At 65.2% G+C, this 13,517-nt stretch carries 12 protein-coding genes and 1 tRNA gene; 5 read left to right on the top strand and 8 right to left on the bottom strand.

All coding sequences use genetic code 11. From position 1 onward, the window contains the following. Nucleotides 1-213: 213 nt before the first annotated feature. From V5F78_RS04055 to V5F78_RS04045, 3 genes are all read left to right on the top strand, one after another. Complete coding sequence (locus tag V5F78_RS04055) at nucleotides 214-1,374, top strand: glycosyltransferase family protein (RefSeq protein WP_394066325.1); 1,161 nt, start codon at nucleotides 214-216, stop codon at nucleotides 1,372-1,374. A 102-nt stretch (nucleotides 1,375-1,476) separates the two neighbouring features. Then, nucleotides 1,477-2,169 carry an AAA family ATPase gene (locus tag V5F78_RS04050; protein ID WP_394066327.1) on the top strand — a complete coding sequence of 231 codons (693 nt, stop codon included), beginning with the start codon at nucleotides 1,477-1,479 and terminating at the stop codon, nucleotides 2,167-2,169. A 147-nt stretch (nucleotides 2,170-2,316) separates the two neighbouring features. Continuing rightward, nucleotides 2,317-2,392: transfer RNA gene (locus V5F78_RS04045), tRNA-Ala, on the top strand. A gap of 296 nt (nucleotides 2,393-2,688) precedes the next feature. Here V5F78_RS04045 and V5F78_RS04040 read toward each other — a convergent pair. Genes V5F78_RS04040 through V5F78_RS04025 form a run of 4 tightly spaced genes read right to left on the bottom strand, consistent with a single transcriptional unit; the run spans nucleotide 2,689 to nucleotide 6,579 of the window. Further along, a complete protein-coding gene (locus V5F78_RS04040; RefSeq protein ID WP_394066329.1) occupies nucleotides 2,689-3,528 on the bottom strand; it encodes an ABC transporter permease in 840 nt (279 codons plus the stop codon). Continuing rightward, nucleotides 3,525-4,430 (bottom strand): ABC transporter permease, encoded by a 906-nt coding sequence (locus V5F78_RS04035; RefSeq protein ID WP_394066331.1) that lies wholly within the window; start codon nucleotides 4,428-4,430, stop codon nucleotides 3,525-3,527. The genes V5F78_RS04040 and V5F78_RS04035 overlap by 4 nt, the downstream gene beginning before the upstream one ends. After that, nucleotides 4,417-5,487: an ABC transporter ATP-binding protein gene (locus V5F78_RS04030; protein ID WP_394066332.1), complete on the bottom strand. Its 1,071-nt coding sequence runs from the start codon at nucleotides 5,485-5,487 to the stop codon at nucleotides 4,417-4,419. The genes V5F78_RS04035 and V5F78_RS04030 overlap by 14 nt, the downstream gene beginning before the upstream one ends. Nucleotides 5,488-5,499: 12 nt before the next feature. Beyond that, nucleotides 5,500-6,579: an ABC transporter substrate-binding protein gene (locus V5F78_RS04025; RefSeq protein WP_394066333.1), complete on the bottom strand. Its 1,080-nt coding sequence runs from the start codon at nucleotides 6,577-6,579 to the stop codon at nucleotides 5,500-5,502. 286 nt (nucleotides 6,580-6,865) lie between these two features. On the opposite strand from V5F78_RS04025, the gene V5F78_RS04020 reads away from it, so the two are divergent. Then, on the top strand, nucleotides 6,866-7,732 hold the full coding sequence (locus tag V5F78_RS04020; protein ID WP_394066335.1) for an IclR family transcriptional regulator: 867 nt from the start codon (nucleotides 6,866-6,868) through the stop codon (nucleotides 7,730-7,732). A 50-nt stretch (nucleotides 7,733-7,782) separates the two neighbouring features. Beyond that, entirely contained in the window at nucleotides 7,783-9,570 is a 1,788-nt protein-coding gene (locus V5F78_RS04015) for a gamma-glutamyltransferase family protein (protein WP_394066337.1), read from the top strand. A 236-nt stretch (nucleotides 9,571-9,806) separates the two neighbouring features. On the opposite strand, the gene cuyB is transcribed toward V5F78_RS04015, so the two are convergent. The 4 genes from cuyB to V5F78_RS03995 form a co-directional block, all read right to left on the bottom strand. Further along, complete coding sequence (cuyB, locus tag V5F78_RS04010) at nucleotides 9,807-10,514, bottom strand: cysteate racemase (protein WP_394066339.1); 708 nt, start codon at nucleotides 10,512-10,514, stop codon at nucleotides 9,807-9,809. Next, a complete protein-coding gene (gene cuyA / locus V5F78_RS04005) occupies nucleotides 10,502-11,539 on the bottom strand; it encodes a D-cysteate sulfo-lyase (protein WP_394066341.1) in 1,038 nt (345 codons plus the stop codon). The genes cuyB and cuyA overlap by 13 nt, the downstream gene beginning before the upstream one ends. An 86-nt stretch (nucleotides 11,540-11,625) precedes the next feature. Continuing rightward, nucleotides 11,626-12,399, bottom strand: a complete 774-nt coding sequence (locus tag V5F78_RS04000; protein WP_394066343.1) for an alpha/beta fold hydrolase — start codon at nucleotides 12,397-12,399, stop codon at nucleotides 11,626-11,628. Nucleotides 12,400-12,431: 32 nt separating this feature from the next. Further along, nucleotides 12,432-13,508, bottom strand: coding sequence for an ABC transporter substrate-binding protein (locus tag V5F78_RS03995; RefSeq protein WP_394066345.1), 1,077 nt, complete (start codon nucleotides 13,506-13,508; stop codon nucleotides 12,432-12,434). Nucleotides 13,509-13,517: the final 9 nt, after the last annotated feature.

Raw genomic sequence — 13,517 nt, 5'->3', positions numbered from 1 at the left:
TCACCTGCGGCGGCCACCATCATAGGGGCCGGCGTGCAACGCACAACGCGTCGTTGCCCGTTCGGTCGCAAGGCCCGGAAGACCTCGCGCGAAGCGTGCGCGACCCGCGCCCTTTTGGCGTCTCCGCGCTTTCCGCACAAGACCCGCTTTCCGCACAAGACCTTCCCGCGGTTCTCCCGTATGGAGAGGCAGCATCAATACGGGGAAGACGGAATGGGCCGGGTGCTATTAGCTTGGGAACTCGGGGAAGGCCTCGGCCACGTCTCGCGCCTGCTGCCGGTCGCCCAGGAGCTTAAGAGGCACGGGCACGAGTGCATATTCGCGGTGCGCGACCTCGGACTTGCGGCCATGCGCCTTGCCGATACCGACTTCCCGCTGTTCCAGGCCCCCTATGCCGTGCTGCCCCAGGGGCGGCTGCCGTTCAGTGTGGGCGCCTATGGCGACATTCTCGGCCTGGTGGGCTTCAACGAGCCCATGCGGCTGGAAGCGCTGCTGCGCGGCTGGGACCAGGTGCTGGACATGATTCGCCCGGATCTGGTGATCGGCGATTATTGCCCGCTGCTGTGCCTGGCGATCTCCGGCGCGATCCCGGTGATCGTCCTCGGCGACGGCTTCACCTTGCCGCCGGCGGACCGGCCCACGTTCGACCCGCTGGCCAATCGCAAGCCCAGCCTGAATGAAGAGGAGCTTCTGGCCCATGTCCGCAGCGTCCAGCAGCGACGCGGGCGTCCCGCACCGGACACGCTGCCCGGCATTCTGCGCCACGCTCAGCCCTTCATCATCACCCTGCCGGAGCTGGACAGCTATGCCGGGCGCCGGGCTTCGGGCGTTGGCGTCGGCCCGCTTCAGCCCCTGCCCGCTCCGGCCGAGGCACCACCCACCTGCGGCTGGTTCGCCTATCTCAGCCTCTCCCATCCGAGCACGCCGGCCCTGCTCGCGACCCTCACCCAGCTGGACCCGACCGGCAGCGCCTATGTGCGCGACGCTTCGTCCCAGGAGCGCGCGTCCCTGGCGGGCCAGGGCATCCGCATTCACGACACCCCACAGGACCTGCCCGCCGCCATCGGCGCGGCCGGCGCGCTGGTGCATCACGGCGGGCTCGGCACGCTCGAGGTCGGCCTCGCGGTGGGGCGCCCGCAATTGATCGTGCCGCGTCAGCTGGAGCAGCGGATCAATTGCGGCCTGATCGGCGGGTGGGGCGGCGCGGTCTCCATGGCGGTCAATTTCACCGCCAAGAATGTGCAGGATGCCTTCCAACGCTTGAAGGAGCCCTCGTTTCCGCAAGCGGCGCGCGAAAAGGCGAGCGAACTCCAGCGACGCGGCCCGTTCGGCAGTCTTCCGCAGATCGTGCGGGCGAGCGAAATTCACCTGTGATGCGCGCACGCTTGCGTTTGCCCGCCCGGCCCGATACGCGGACAGGAACGGCCGAGATCCGCGGCGGGGCGGATGCGGCAGTGCGGGATAATCGGGCTCAAGATGCAGATAATTTCGGTCGTCCAGCGCAAGGGCGGCGTCGGCAAGACCACCACGGCGATCAACCTTGCGGGGGAATTCGTCCGTCTGGGCCGCGCCGTAACGCTCATAGATGCCGATCCGCAGGGATCCGCCTATGCCTGGGCGCTGCCACGGCGCCTGCGTTTCACCGTGCGCAACGATGTGCTGACACGGGCCAACATGGTCTCCTGGATCAAGGGCGTGTTTCGCAGCGGTGGTGAATTCGCCATCATCGACTGCCCGGGCGAGCTCGGCCTCACCTTCGAGGCGTGCGTGGAATTGTCGGACCTGCTGATCCTGCCGTGCGGCCCCTCCAGCCTCGACATCAGCTCGCTGAAACAGACCCTGGGCCGCCTCGGCGAGGTGCGGGCGACCATCCGCGGCGCCGGCCCCAAGGCGCTTTTGGTGCCCACCAAGGTCGACCACGGCACGCTGGAGGGCCAGCAGATCCGCCCGGAACTGGCCGAGTTCGGACTGCCGGTGAGTTCACCGCTGTCCTATGACGTGAATTTCGTGCGCTCCTTCACCGCCGGCGAGGCGGTCTCCACCTATGCGCCGGGTTCGGTCGCGGATCGTGATACGCGCATGCTGGCGGATCAGGTCCTGCGGCTTCTGGGTCCGATTCGCATGGCGCGCGGCCCCGAACGCCCCCGCTCCGCACCCGGCGGACGCTGACGCACAGGCCTTCGAGCGCCCAATCCGCCAATCGAAATCCGGCGAAGCGACGCCTTGGAAGGCGCCCGACATTTTCCGCATTGGATTGCCGGGCAAGCTGCTTGACAGGCCCTGCCCCCCGACTCTAAATGGCGCCTCCCAACGACCGGGGCCGTAGCTCAGATGGGAGAGCGCTGCAATCGCACTGCAGAGGTCAGGGGTTCGATTCCCCTCGGCTCCACCAATTCGTCGTTTCTTGCCGTCACAAGGCATATCAAAATTCTGCAATGCGTTATTTACGGCGTAATGGGCCAGCATGGCGTCGCTTTGCGTGCCGTTGCGTCCCATTGATCTGATATGCGCAGGCATCTGCCGCGCGCCTGCAGACGAGATGCGTCCCCAAGCCGAATAGCCCCATGGGATAGCTGGACGCATTGAGGTGGGACGTCTCACCATGCCGCGCGGTCACCGCGAAAGGATCGCGCCGCACTCACGCCCGCCGCAGCTGGCATCTGGATGAATGCGCAAATTGTCCGCTGCTCAGCGTGAAGCGGTGGTGACGGACAAGCCGAACAGGCGCTCCAGAACCACGATGAGCACCACCACGAGCCCCATCTGAACGGTGGAGGCGGCGGCGACGATGACCTGCTCGGACCCGTACTGGATCTGGCTGTAAATCTGGATCGGCAGCGTCGAGAGGCCGGGTCCGGTGAGAAACAAGGTCGCGTTGATCTCGCCGAACGACACCACGAAAGCGAAGATTGCCCCCGCGACGATACCGGGCTGGATGCTGGGCAAGGTAACCTTGAAGAAGGCGCGCGCCGGGGACGCGCCGTGGATGATTGCGGCCTCCTCGATGCGGATGTCGAACAGATCCAGGCTCGAGATCACCGAACGCACAACGAACGGGATGCCAAGCAGGATGTGGGCTGCCGTCACGCGCACCAGCAGCGGCGCGTTCATCACCTGGAAATAGAGCAGCAGCGCCACGCCCAGGATCAAGCCCGGAAAGATCAGCGGCGTGAGCAGCAGGGCGTTGATCAGCCCTTTGAAGGGAAAGCGCCCGCGCACCAGCGCCACGGCAGCTGTCGTTCCCAGTAGTACGGCGGCGAACGCCGAGACCACTGCGATGATGGTGCTCCACATGAGGCCGTTGATCATGTCGTCGGTGGCGAGGAACTCCCAGTACCAGCGCAGGGACAGGCTGGTGGGTGGGAAAATCAGCGCGGACGAGGGGTTGAACGAGGAGATGATGATGACGACGATGGGCACCAGAATGATCCCATAGGCGAAGACGGTCGCAGCGCCCAGCGCAACCATCTGCAGCGAGATGCGGCGCCTGCCGGCGCCCGCCGGAACAAAATGATCCGCAACGCTCATCGCGTGGCTCCATAGGAATTCTTGCCGAGAAACTGCATGAGGACGGCGCAGCTCGCGGTGGTGGAGAGCACCAGAACGACCGAAAGCGCCGCGCCCATGGGCCAGTTGAAGCTGGCGGTGGCATCGAAAATGAGGTTCCCCATCAACTTCACCCGCGGCCCGCCAAGCAGGAAGGAGATGATGTAGGTGCTCATGGCGATGGTGAAGACCGTGACGGCCCCCGAGACCATGCCGGCGCGGCTGAGCGGCAGCGTGACCTTCAGGAAAACCCGAAGCGGGCTCGCCCCATGGATTGCCGCGGCTTCCTTCAGGCTCGGGTCGATGGTGATGAGCGTATTGGTGATGTTGATGATGATGTACGGCAGCAGAATCGAAATCAGCCCCAGCAGTACCGCGCCCTCGGTGTAGAGCATGGCGATGGGCTGGTCGGTAACGCCCGAGGAAATCAAGAGCTGGTTGACGATGCCGCGCCGGCCGAGCAGCGCGATCCAGCCGTAGACGCGGATCACCGTGCTCAGCAACAGGGGGAACAGCAGCAAGATGATCAGCTTCTTGCGCGCTTCGGGGCCGATCTTGGAGAGGAAATAGGCCGCTGGATAGCCCAGCAGCAGGCACGCTGCGGTGGTCTCGATGCTGATGCGCAAGGTGAGCCAGAGGCTCGCGAGATAGAATTTGTCACCCAGCGCGCGGACGTAATTGCGCGTTGTGAAGATGCCGTCGAAGAAACCGGTGTCCGACTTCCCGTAGAAGCTGACGACACAGAACGCCAGGGACGGGAGAACCAGCAGGGCAAGGTAATAAAGCAGGCTCGGCGCCAACAGGAATTCGGCGCGGCTGCCGCGGATCCAGGTGCGGGCTCGGCTCACCGGCGCGGCCGCGGTTTCAAGGCTAATGTGCGACAACGACTGCCTCCTCCGGGCGCCAGACGGCGAGGATTTCGTGACCCACTTCAAGGCTCGCCAGATCGCTGCGGCTCGGCGCGCGGGCAATCAGCTGGCTGCCGCCGCGGGTGCGCAGTTGGACCCGCAGATCGCTGCCGAGATAGACAAGGCTCTCGACGCTCGCGGGAAGGCCCGCGCCGGCGGCGTGCCCGTCCCAGCGCAGCAGGTCGAGCCGCTCGGGCCGGATGGCGAGCCGGACTCGCTCCCGATCGGAAACATTGGCGTCGCGTGCGAGGGGAAAGCGCATGCCTTCGATCTCCACGCACCAGCCCTGCGGCGCACGGGCGGCCGTGCCGTCGAGCAGATTGGCGCTGCCGAGGAAGTCGGCGACGAATGTGTCCACCGGCCGCTCGTAGAGCTCCAGCGGCGTCCCCTGCTGCGCGATGCGGCCATCGCGGAAAATCGCGATGCCGTCCGACATGGCGAGCGCTTCTTCTTGGTCGTGCGTAACATAGATCGTGGTGATGCCGAGCAGTTGCTGGAGGGACCGCAATTCGCTCTGCATTTCCACCCTCAGCTTGCGATCCAGCGCGCTCAGCGGCTCGTCGAGCAGCCAAACCGCCGGGCGGGCCGCAATGGAGCGGGCGATGGCGATGCGCTGTTGCTGGCCGCCGCTCAGCTCGCGGGGAAACGCCTTCTCGCGGCCCGACATGCGCACCATCTCAAGAGCCTCGCGTGCGAGGCGCTCGCGCTCCTCACGCCGCATGCCGCGCATCTCCAACCCGAAGGCGACATTGTCCAGCACCGTGCGGTGGGGGAACAGGGCATATTGCTGGAACACCATCCCGATATTGCGCTTGTGGGGCGGCACCTGGTTCACCGTCTGTCCGCCGATGCGGATTTCGCCGGAATCCGGCTGCAGGAAGCCGGCAATCAGGCGCAACAAGGTGGTCTTGCCGCTTCCGCTCGGCCCCAGCAGGGAGAAGAAGCTGCCGTCGGCTATAGTCAGGCTGGTCCGGTCCACCGCCCAGCTTTTATTGTATTGCTTGGAGATGTTGGAGACTTCGACGATGGCCATGAGCCCGCCCTCCTATCGGCCGACGACGCGGTTCCAGGCTTCGGTCAGTTCCGCGCGCTGCGCATTCAGCCAGGCATAATCAATGGCGACGAAGCGCTTCTCTTCCTCGGGGGTCCAGGCGATCTTGCGCGCGGTTTCCGCGTCGATGAATTCCTTCCACCGCGTATTGGTGGGATGGAAGCCCAGTTTCTTCGCATTCGCCGCCTGCAGCTTCGGATCGAGCGTGATATTCACATAGTCTTCGATCAGTTCCATGTTCTTGGTGTTCTTCACCGGGCCGAAACCCCAGGAGGTGAAGAAGCCGCCTTCACTCGGCAGGACGAATTGGGTCGCGCCGCCCCAATTCTGCACCTGGATCCATTCGGCGCGGCCGAGCCAGCCGATGGCCGCGTCCTCCTGGAACAGACTGCGGGCATTGGCCTGGGAATCCACCGTCCAGATGGGATCGAGGTCCGCAAGGCGCTTGAGGTTTTCCAGCCCTGCCTTGGTGTCCTTGTAGTCCTTGCCGGCGGCCAGCGCACACAGAAGAATGACGTGCAGGCCGAAGGAATGGGTCACCGCCGGCAGGACGATCTTGCCCTTGTACTCCGGATTCCACATGTCGGCCCAGGAGGTGGGCGTCTTCTTGACCATTTTGGGATTGTAGCCGAGCCCAAGGCCATTGAAGAGAAACGAGGTATAGTGGGGTGTCACAAAGCGCGGATCGACATCTTTCAAGTTCGTGAGCTTCGGCGACTTGTAATCCATGTCGGCAAGGATGCCTTCCGCCTCGGCGCGGGCGAAGAAGGAATCCGCGAGGCAGATCAGATCGTATTCGCTGCGCGGCATGCCGAGCTTGGCTTTCGCGATGCGCGCCGCATTGTCGGATCCGGTATCGTGCAGGACCGGGATCTTTGTCTTTTCGGTGAATTGCGCGTCGATATTCTGTTTGTTCCAGGTGGCCCAGTCGCCGCCGAAATCGCTCACCACGAGTTGCTGGGCCTGGGCCGAGGCGGAACGCACGGCGCCCGGCAAGATCAGGGACGCGGACCCGGCTGCCAGCGTTGCCGCTGAGAGCGTGAGCATCTGGCGGCGGTCGAGATCTTTCGTCATCACAATCTCCAACGGCAACGGGGCATTCTAAGCTTTCAAAGGCCAGCCAGTTGGTCCGACCTTACGTTTCATATAAGAAACGATCATTTCTCATATGAGTTCATGCCGGGCTGACCATTGAGTCAAGGCGCTATTTTAATCATCGGTGACGTTATTTTGTGCGCTAACTCTAAATCGCTAATACATAGCGATAACTGGTGCTTATACTTCTGATCCGAAAACGCGGGCGGATTGACAGAAGAAGGACGGAGGATAATATGTTTCATATCAGGGAGACATGTTCCAAATGCGAAACAAGGAAAAGGTGGAAGCGAATACTGGACCGGCGACCCCGGCCATTATTAATGCGATCGCCATCCTGGAATCTTTCGACGAGAAGACCCGTGCCCTTTCGCTCTCCGAACTGAGCCGCAAGCTCGGCATCGCCAAGGCTTCCGTGTTCCGCAATCTCAATGCCCTGGAGCAGTGCGGCTATGTGGTGAAGAGTCCGCGCGATGGCACCTATTCCCTCGGGGTGAAGGTGCTGGATCTAGCGCGGCGCTTTTCCGAGAAGGATCATTTCCTGTCCATCGGCGCCGCCCACACGCGCGAACTCTCGCGCGTCACCGGCGAGACCAGCCATCTCGCGATCCTGGACGGGCCAGACATCGTCTATGTGGACGTCTCCGAAGGATCGCAGCTTATTCGTGCGGTGGTCAGCCGCGGCGACCGCCTGCCGGCTCACGGCGTCGCATCGGGCAAGGCGATCCTCGCCTATTCTTCGCGCGACAAGGTGATCGAATTTCTGGGCCGGAACCTGGCCTCGCTCACGCCGGAAACCATGACTTCGTCGGAAGATCTCCTCACCGACTTCGAGCGCGTGCGCAAGCGCGGCTATGCCACCAATATCGGTGAATCGGCGAGCGATGTTTCCGCCGTTGCGGTGCCGATCTTCGCACAGAATGATCTGGTGGTGGGCGCCATTGGCATCGCCGGCCCGCGCCTGCGGCTCGGGGCCAAGATGCTGGCCTATCTCGCCACGGCCATCCAGGCGCAGGCGCAGCGTTTTTCGGCCGAGCTCGGCGCCAGTTCGAGCCGCTCCGGCGCCCCCGCCTCGGACGCCTCCGATGTCCTCGCCGGCATCAAGAAGCGACGCAAGCTCGCCGCGGCGTAACGCTGGCGTACCGCCTCGTCAGATCAGAATTCCAATGGTTTGAGGGTTAGATGAACAAGATCCCCAGCAACCGCTCCTTCCGCCTGAAGGAAACCGCCTCCACCACGACGCATCCGCGTGTCTTCGGGCACCGCGGCGCGGTCGCCTCCGAGCATTATCTCGCGTCCATGGCCGGCATCGACATGCTGAAGCAGGGCGGCACCGCCGTCGACGCGGCCATCGCGGCAACCCTCGTGGAAGGCGTGGTCAACCCGCACATGCATACGATCGGTGGCGAATTGCCGATCCTTGTCTCCTCTCCCGACCACCCGCAGGTGGTGTGCATCAACGGCAATATGGTGGCGCCCGAGGCGGCGACGCCGGAAGCATACCTCGATCTCGGGTTCGAGAAGATCCCGCCCGCCGGGGTCTTCGCCGCCGGCGTTCCAGGTGCCATGGGCGCCATATTGGAGGCCCTCAAGCGGTATGGGCGCCTCACCTTCGCCGACGTCTGCGCGCCCGCCATGGATCTTGCCCGCAACGGCTTCGCCATGCATGCCGGCCTTCAGCGCCAGCACAATTTCGGCGTGGCGGACCTCGCCGACTTGTTCCGCGCCGAGTGGCACGGTTCAGCGGCGCTCTACTTGCTTGAGGACGGCTCGCTGCCGGAGGAAGGCACGACCCTGCGCAACCCGGCCATTGCCGACATGTTCGAATACCTCTCCCGCGAGGAGAAGGCCGCCGGCGGAACGCGCGAAGCCGGCGTGCGCGCGGCGTTCAACGCCTTTTACCGGGGGGATGTGGCGCGCGAGATGGTGGCCTTCGTCACCGCGCGCGGCGGCCTGCTGCGTCGCTCCGATTTCGATCAGTTCGAGGTGCGGATCGAGGCGCCGGTCACGATGCGGTTCGGCGGCGTCGACGTCTATAAATGCGGCCCCTGGAACCAGGGTCCGGCTTTGCTCCAGACCCTGTCGATCCTCAAGAATTTCGATCTGAAGGCGCTGGGGCACAATTCGGCGGACTACATCCACGTCGTAGTAGAGGCGATCAAGCTCGCCTTCGCCGACCGCGAGCAATATTACGGCGATCCGGCGTTTGTGGACGTGCCGATGGATATGTTGCTGTCCGATGCCTATGGCGCGCTGCGCGCCGCGCTCATCGGCCCGCGGGCGGATCAGGAAGTGCGGCCCGGCGATGCCTGGGAGGGCGCGGCACTGCTGCCGGTGGAGGACCGCATCGGCGGCTCCCTGTGGGGCCCCGGCACCGTGCACGTGGATGCGATGGACCAGGAGGGCTACACGGCCGCCTTCACGCCCAGCGGCGCCTATCTCAAGGCGCACGAGGTGGTTCCCGCGCTCGGCTTCCCGCTTGGCGCGCGGCTCTCCAACTGCCGGCTCACACCCTCTCACCATCCGAACGTGATTGCTCCGTTCAAGCGGCCGCGCACCACAATCAGCCCCAGCCTCGCCATGAAGGACGGCAAGCCCTGGATGGCCTTCGGCAGCATGGGAGGCGATCAGCAGGACCAGTGGCAGATCCAGTTCTTCCTCAACCGCGTGGTATTCGACATGCCGCTCCAGGCCGCGATCGAAGCGCCGAAATTCTCCAGCGACCATTTCCCCGCGCTGTTCCACCCCCACGACTTCTTTCTCAACCGCCTGCGGATCGAGGAGAGCGTGGGCGAGGCGACCCTGGAAGGCCTGGAAGAGAAGGGGCACGATCTCGACGTGGCGCCGCCGTGGACCGAGGGCTTCCTGTGCGCCGCCGAGCGCAATCTTGAAACCGGGATTATGGAGGCAGGCTCCGATCCAAGAGGCACAAAGTCGGAGGTCTTCCCCGCCTATGCGCTAGCGATCTAGAGCGCATTCCCGCGGCGAAGATGCCTGCGGCATCGAATTACGAGGCTTTACACCTCTGGGCGTCGTGAGCACCGCGTCTCCTCTTCGGCGCCGAACCTTGGGGAGAAATGCCGTTTTTCGCCATAGGACGCGCACACGACCGCGTGGACCCAGCAGCACGTGCGTTTTGGCGACGTCCTCGTGCTGTGCGCCATCTCCCGTCGGGGATGTTCGGCCCCGGGCTGCGGCGGAGACGCTCATCCCTTCAATGCGAACGCCTTGATCGCGTCCACGAGCGCATCGAGCGTATCAAAGGCGACGCTCCCCGCGGCGCATTCGGACAGGATCAGAGACAGCTCCGTGCAGGCCACCATCTGCACCTCAACGCCATCGGCGAGCAGCTGGGCGGAGGCGCGGGCCATGGCGCCGCGGGCCTGCGCGTCGACCCCCGTCGCCTTGATGCGGCGGATGGCGTCGAGTACCGCCCCTTCGTCGGCGGGATACACTGGCGTCAGACCCACGGCGCGCAACGGCGCATCGAACAGAGCGGTCAGCCGCACCGCCGGCGAGGCGATAATGCCGACCCGGCCGTCGCTTTCCGCGGACAAGGCGAGCGCCCGCGCGACCGAGACCTCCACCAGGCTCAGCATGGGAATGCCCACGGAAGCGGCGATGGCGCCCGCATAATGGTGCGTGGTGTTGCAGGGCATGGCGAGCGCCTCGGCACCGGCCTGCTCCAGGCGCCGCGCCATCGCCACCAGCACCGGCTCCGGGTCGTCGCCCGTGCCGTCGATCAGCCGCCGGATACGCGAGGGCACCTGCGTGTTCTGCTCGACGATGAGCGGAATATGGTCGCTGTCGTCGGCGGCGGGGATGGCGGCGATGAGCTTGTCCATCAGCAGCACGGTGGCCTGCGGCCCCATGCCGCCCAAGATCCCGATGCGCCGGGGGGTCACGATGGACATGGTGAAATCCTTCCGGGAATGGCGGCACGCGGATCGAAGCACGCAGCATAGCCGAACAGCGCCGCCGTGCCGCCAGTATGGAGGAAGCAAACCGCCTCGCCCTTGCCGAAGCGGCCCTTGCGCACGTGGTCGATCAGGCCCGCCGCTGCCTTGCCGGTATAGACGGGATCGAGCAGCACACCCTCCAGGGCGGCAAACATTCTGATGGCGGCGATGGCCTGCGGCGTCGGAATGCCGTAGCCCTCGCCCACCTGGCCCACATCCACCGTCACGTCGGCGCGTGGAACGAGGCCGGGACGGCCGATCCGAGCGGCCGTGTCGAGGGCGAGGGTGTGCACCTTCTGCTCCTGCTCGGCCTGCCCCGCCTTCACGCTGAAGCCGAGCACGCGCGTGCCCACCTCGGCCGCGCGCAGGCCAACCAGAAGGCCCGCCTGGGTGCCGGCGCTGCCGGTGGCGGTGACGATATGGTCGAAGGCGATCCTCGCCGCGCCCGCCTGCGCCGCAAGCTCCAGCGCGCCGGTCACGTAGCCCAGCGCGCCGGTGGCGTCGGAGCCGCCAATCGGGATCAGGTGGACCCTGCACCCCTCGGCCCGCAGCCGCTCGGCGCAGGCCGCAAGTTCGCTCGCCATGTCGGCGCCGTGCGGGCGCAATTCCAGGCTGGCGCCGTGCAGGCGATCGAGCAACACGTTGCCGTTGTCGGCATAAGCGGGATCGGAGCGGAAGGCGGCGGCCTCCATGAGCAGGTGGCATGAGAGCCCGAGCCGGGCCGCCGCCGCCGCCGTCTGGCGCGCGTGGTTGGATTGGACGGCACCCGCCGTCACCACCGTGTCGGCACCGGCCGCGCAGGCCTCGGCCATGATGTATTCGAGCTTACGGGCCTTGTTGCCGCCAGTGGCGAGGCCCGTGCAGTCATCGCGCTTGATCCAGATTTCCGGTCCGCCGAGGGCCTCGGTCAGCCGGTCGAGCCGGCCCAGAGGGGTCGGCAGATGGGCGAGGCGCAGGCGGGGATGGCAGGCGAGGTCCATGCGGGGGCCTCCGGAACGCGGCGGGGCAACGGTCATCGCCGGCGGGAAGGCCCCGCCGGCGATGCATGATCAAACACGCGGTGGGTTCAGGCCGCGTGCTTGTTCATGAAGTCCTCACACAGGGTGGTGAGGTAGATGGGGGTTTCCTGCATGGGGCAGTGACCGCAATTCTCGATGATCGCCATCTCCGAATTGGGGTGCCAGGCGAGGAAGGTCGAAGCCAGTTCGTCGGGCAGGAAGCCCGCCTGGTCCCACACCCCGGCCACCACGAGCAGCGGCGGCGTCGGGCGGGCGGCCTTCACCTCGTCGGAGAAGTCCTCCACCGTCCACATGTCCAGATAGCGCCGCACCGCCACGTTGTTGCGGGTATTGCGGGCGAGCCAGAGCTTGTGCTCGGACCATTGCTTGGTGAGCTTGTGGTTGGTGATGCGCGCCGCAAGCTCGCGCACCGCATCGTCGTCCACCAGCGTGCGCTCGAAGAAGGCCCGGCGCTCCGGATCCATCTTGATTGCCGCGGCGGAGACCGGCCCCACCGCGACCTCGCTCTTGATGCGCTCCGGATGCATCAGCACCATGCGCTCCACCACCATGCCGGTCATGGAGAAGCCGATGATGTGGAAGCGATGCCAGCCGAGGCTGTCGGCGGTGTCGAAGGCGTCCGCCGCCGCTTCCTTGGCGCTGAATTCCCCTTCCAGCTTGATCGACCGCCCGTAGCCGCGGATATCCACGAACGCATAGGTGAAGCGTTCCGTATCCAAGTAGAGATGCATCGGCTTCCAGCTGGTGCAGTCCGCGAGCCAGTCGTTGAAGACGATCACGCCTTCCTTGCCTGTGCCGACAAGTTCGTATCCGAGAACCATCTTAAGTCTCCGTAGCCGTTCACGGCATGCTGTCAGGGGGTGGTGACCTTGATGTCGGTCACGGCGGGAAGCTTGCCGGCAACGATCTCGCTGTGGGCCTGCTTCAGGGGTTCCATGTCGTAGAAGGGCTTCACGTCGAGCTTCGTGTTGAGGAGCTTGTTTTCGAACAGGAAGTCCATCACGCCCTGGGCGCCCTCGATATCGGCCTCAGACACCATCAGGTCCACGTCCGCCGGGCTCTTGATGGGCTTGGCGAGGTTGCGGTCGAAGTCGGTCGCGATCTTCAGCAGGTGCGGGTCGAGGCGCGAGGTCTTGGCGAACCATGCGTGGGCCTGGTCGATATTGTTGGAGGCCCACCAGGTGGCCATGATCCAAGCCTTCAGGAACTTCACTTCGCCGTCCCGGCCATTGGCTTCGATCCACTTGCCGGACAGGCCCTGGAGGCCGATGTTCTCGCCCTTCGGGGCGATCCACAGAGGCTTGGCGATCTTCGCCTCGATCAAGCGCTCCATGGTCGGGTCCCAGGTGATCACCGCATCCACGAGCCCGCCCTGCATCGCGGCGGTCTGCTCGGCGATGTCCTGGTTGACGATGGTCATCTCCTTGAAGGGATCCTTGATGCCGGCCGCCACGATCGCCTTCACGGAGCGCGGGAACGTGGTGGTGGCAAAGGGGGCGGTCACCTTCTTGCCCTTGAGGTCGGCGAGGCCGCCCTGGAAGTCGGGCCGCACCAGGATGCCGAAGCGGGCATCATGGGTGCGCATCAGCACCTTGGAGCCGGGCATGCGGGCCATGGCGCGCAGCACCGGAGCATCGGCGGCAAACACATTGTCGATGTCGCCGGCCACCGCCGCCTCGGCCAGCGGACCGCCGAAGGTGAAGGTCTTGAAATCGGCCTTGATGCCGTTGAGCTCGAAGATATTGGTGTGGCGCAGCACCTCCACCACCTCGCCACCGGCGGCCCAAAGCGACTGATAGCCGACCGTGACCTTGATCGGGTCGGCGGCGTGCGCCTGTCCCGCAAGTCCGCAGGCGAGGGTGGCGACGGCAAGCACACGAGTAAGCGCGGCGCGGCGTCGAGGGGGTCGGGCTCCCATTGTATCGGACATCTTGCTTTC

The organism is Roseixanthobacter glucoisosaccharinicivorans, from assembly GCF_043195095.2.
Lineage (GTDB): Bacteria > Pseudomonadota > Alphaproteobacteria > Rhizobiales > Xanthobacteraceae > NCEH01.
The sequence above is the reverse complement of the archived record's forward strand: the minus strand, read 5'-3'. Positions and strand labels throughout refer to the sequence as shown.

Bases quoted from the DNA above. Each gene is read 5' to 3' on its own strand.
- V5F78_RS04025 (WP_394066333.1), bottom strand. From the start codon at position 6,579: ATGACGAAAGATCTCGACCGCCGCCAGATGCTCACGCTCTCAGCGGCA.
- V5F78_RS04015 (WP_394066337.1), top strand. From the start codon at position 7,783: ATGAACAAGATCCCCAGCAACCGCTCCTTCCGCCTGAAGGAAACCGCC.
- V5F78_RS04000 (WP_394066343.1), bottom strand. From the start codon at position 12,399: ATGGTTCTCGGATACGAACTTGTCGGCACAGGCAAGGAAGGCGTGATC.
- V5F78_RS03995 (WP_394066345.1), bottom strand. From the start codon at position 13,508: ATGTCCGATACAATGGGAGCCCGACCCCCTCGACGCCGCGCCGCGCTT.
- V5F78_RS04040 (WP_394066329.1), bottom strand. From the start codon at position 3,528: ATGAGCGTTGCGGATCATTTTGTTCCGGCGGGCGCCGGCAGGCGCCGC.
- cuyB (WP_394066339.1), bottom strand. From the start codon at position 10,514: ATGTCCATCGTGACCCCCCGGCGCATCGGGATCTTGGGCGGCATGGGG.
- V5F78_RS04055 (WP_394066325.1), top strand. From the start codon at position 214: ATGGGCCGGGTGCTATTAGCTTGGGAACTCGGGGAAGGCCTCGGCCAC.
- V5F78_RS04020 (WP_394066335.1), top strand. From the start codon at position 6,866: ATGCGAAACAAGGAAAAGGTGGAAGCGAATACTGGACCGGCGACCCCG.
- V5F78_RS04050 (WP_394066327.1), top strand. From the start codon at position 1,477: ATGCAGATAATTTCGGTCGTCCAGCGCAAGGGCGGCGTCGGCAAGACC.
- cuyA (WP_394066341.1), bottom strand. From the start codon at position 11,539: ATGGACCTCGCCTGCCATCCCCGCCTGCGCCTCGCCCATCTGCCGACC.
- V5F78_RS04030 (WP_394066332.1), bottom strand. From the start codon at position 5,487: ATGGCCATCGTCGAAGTCTCCAACATCTCCAAGCAATACAATAAAAGC.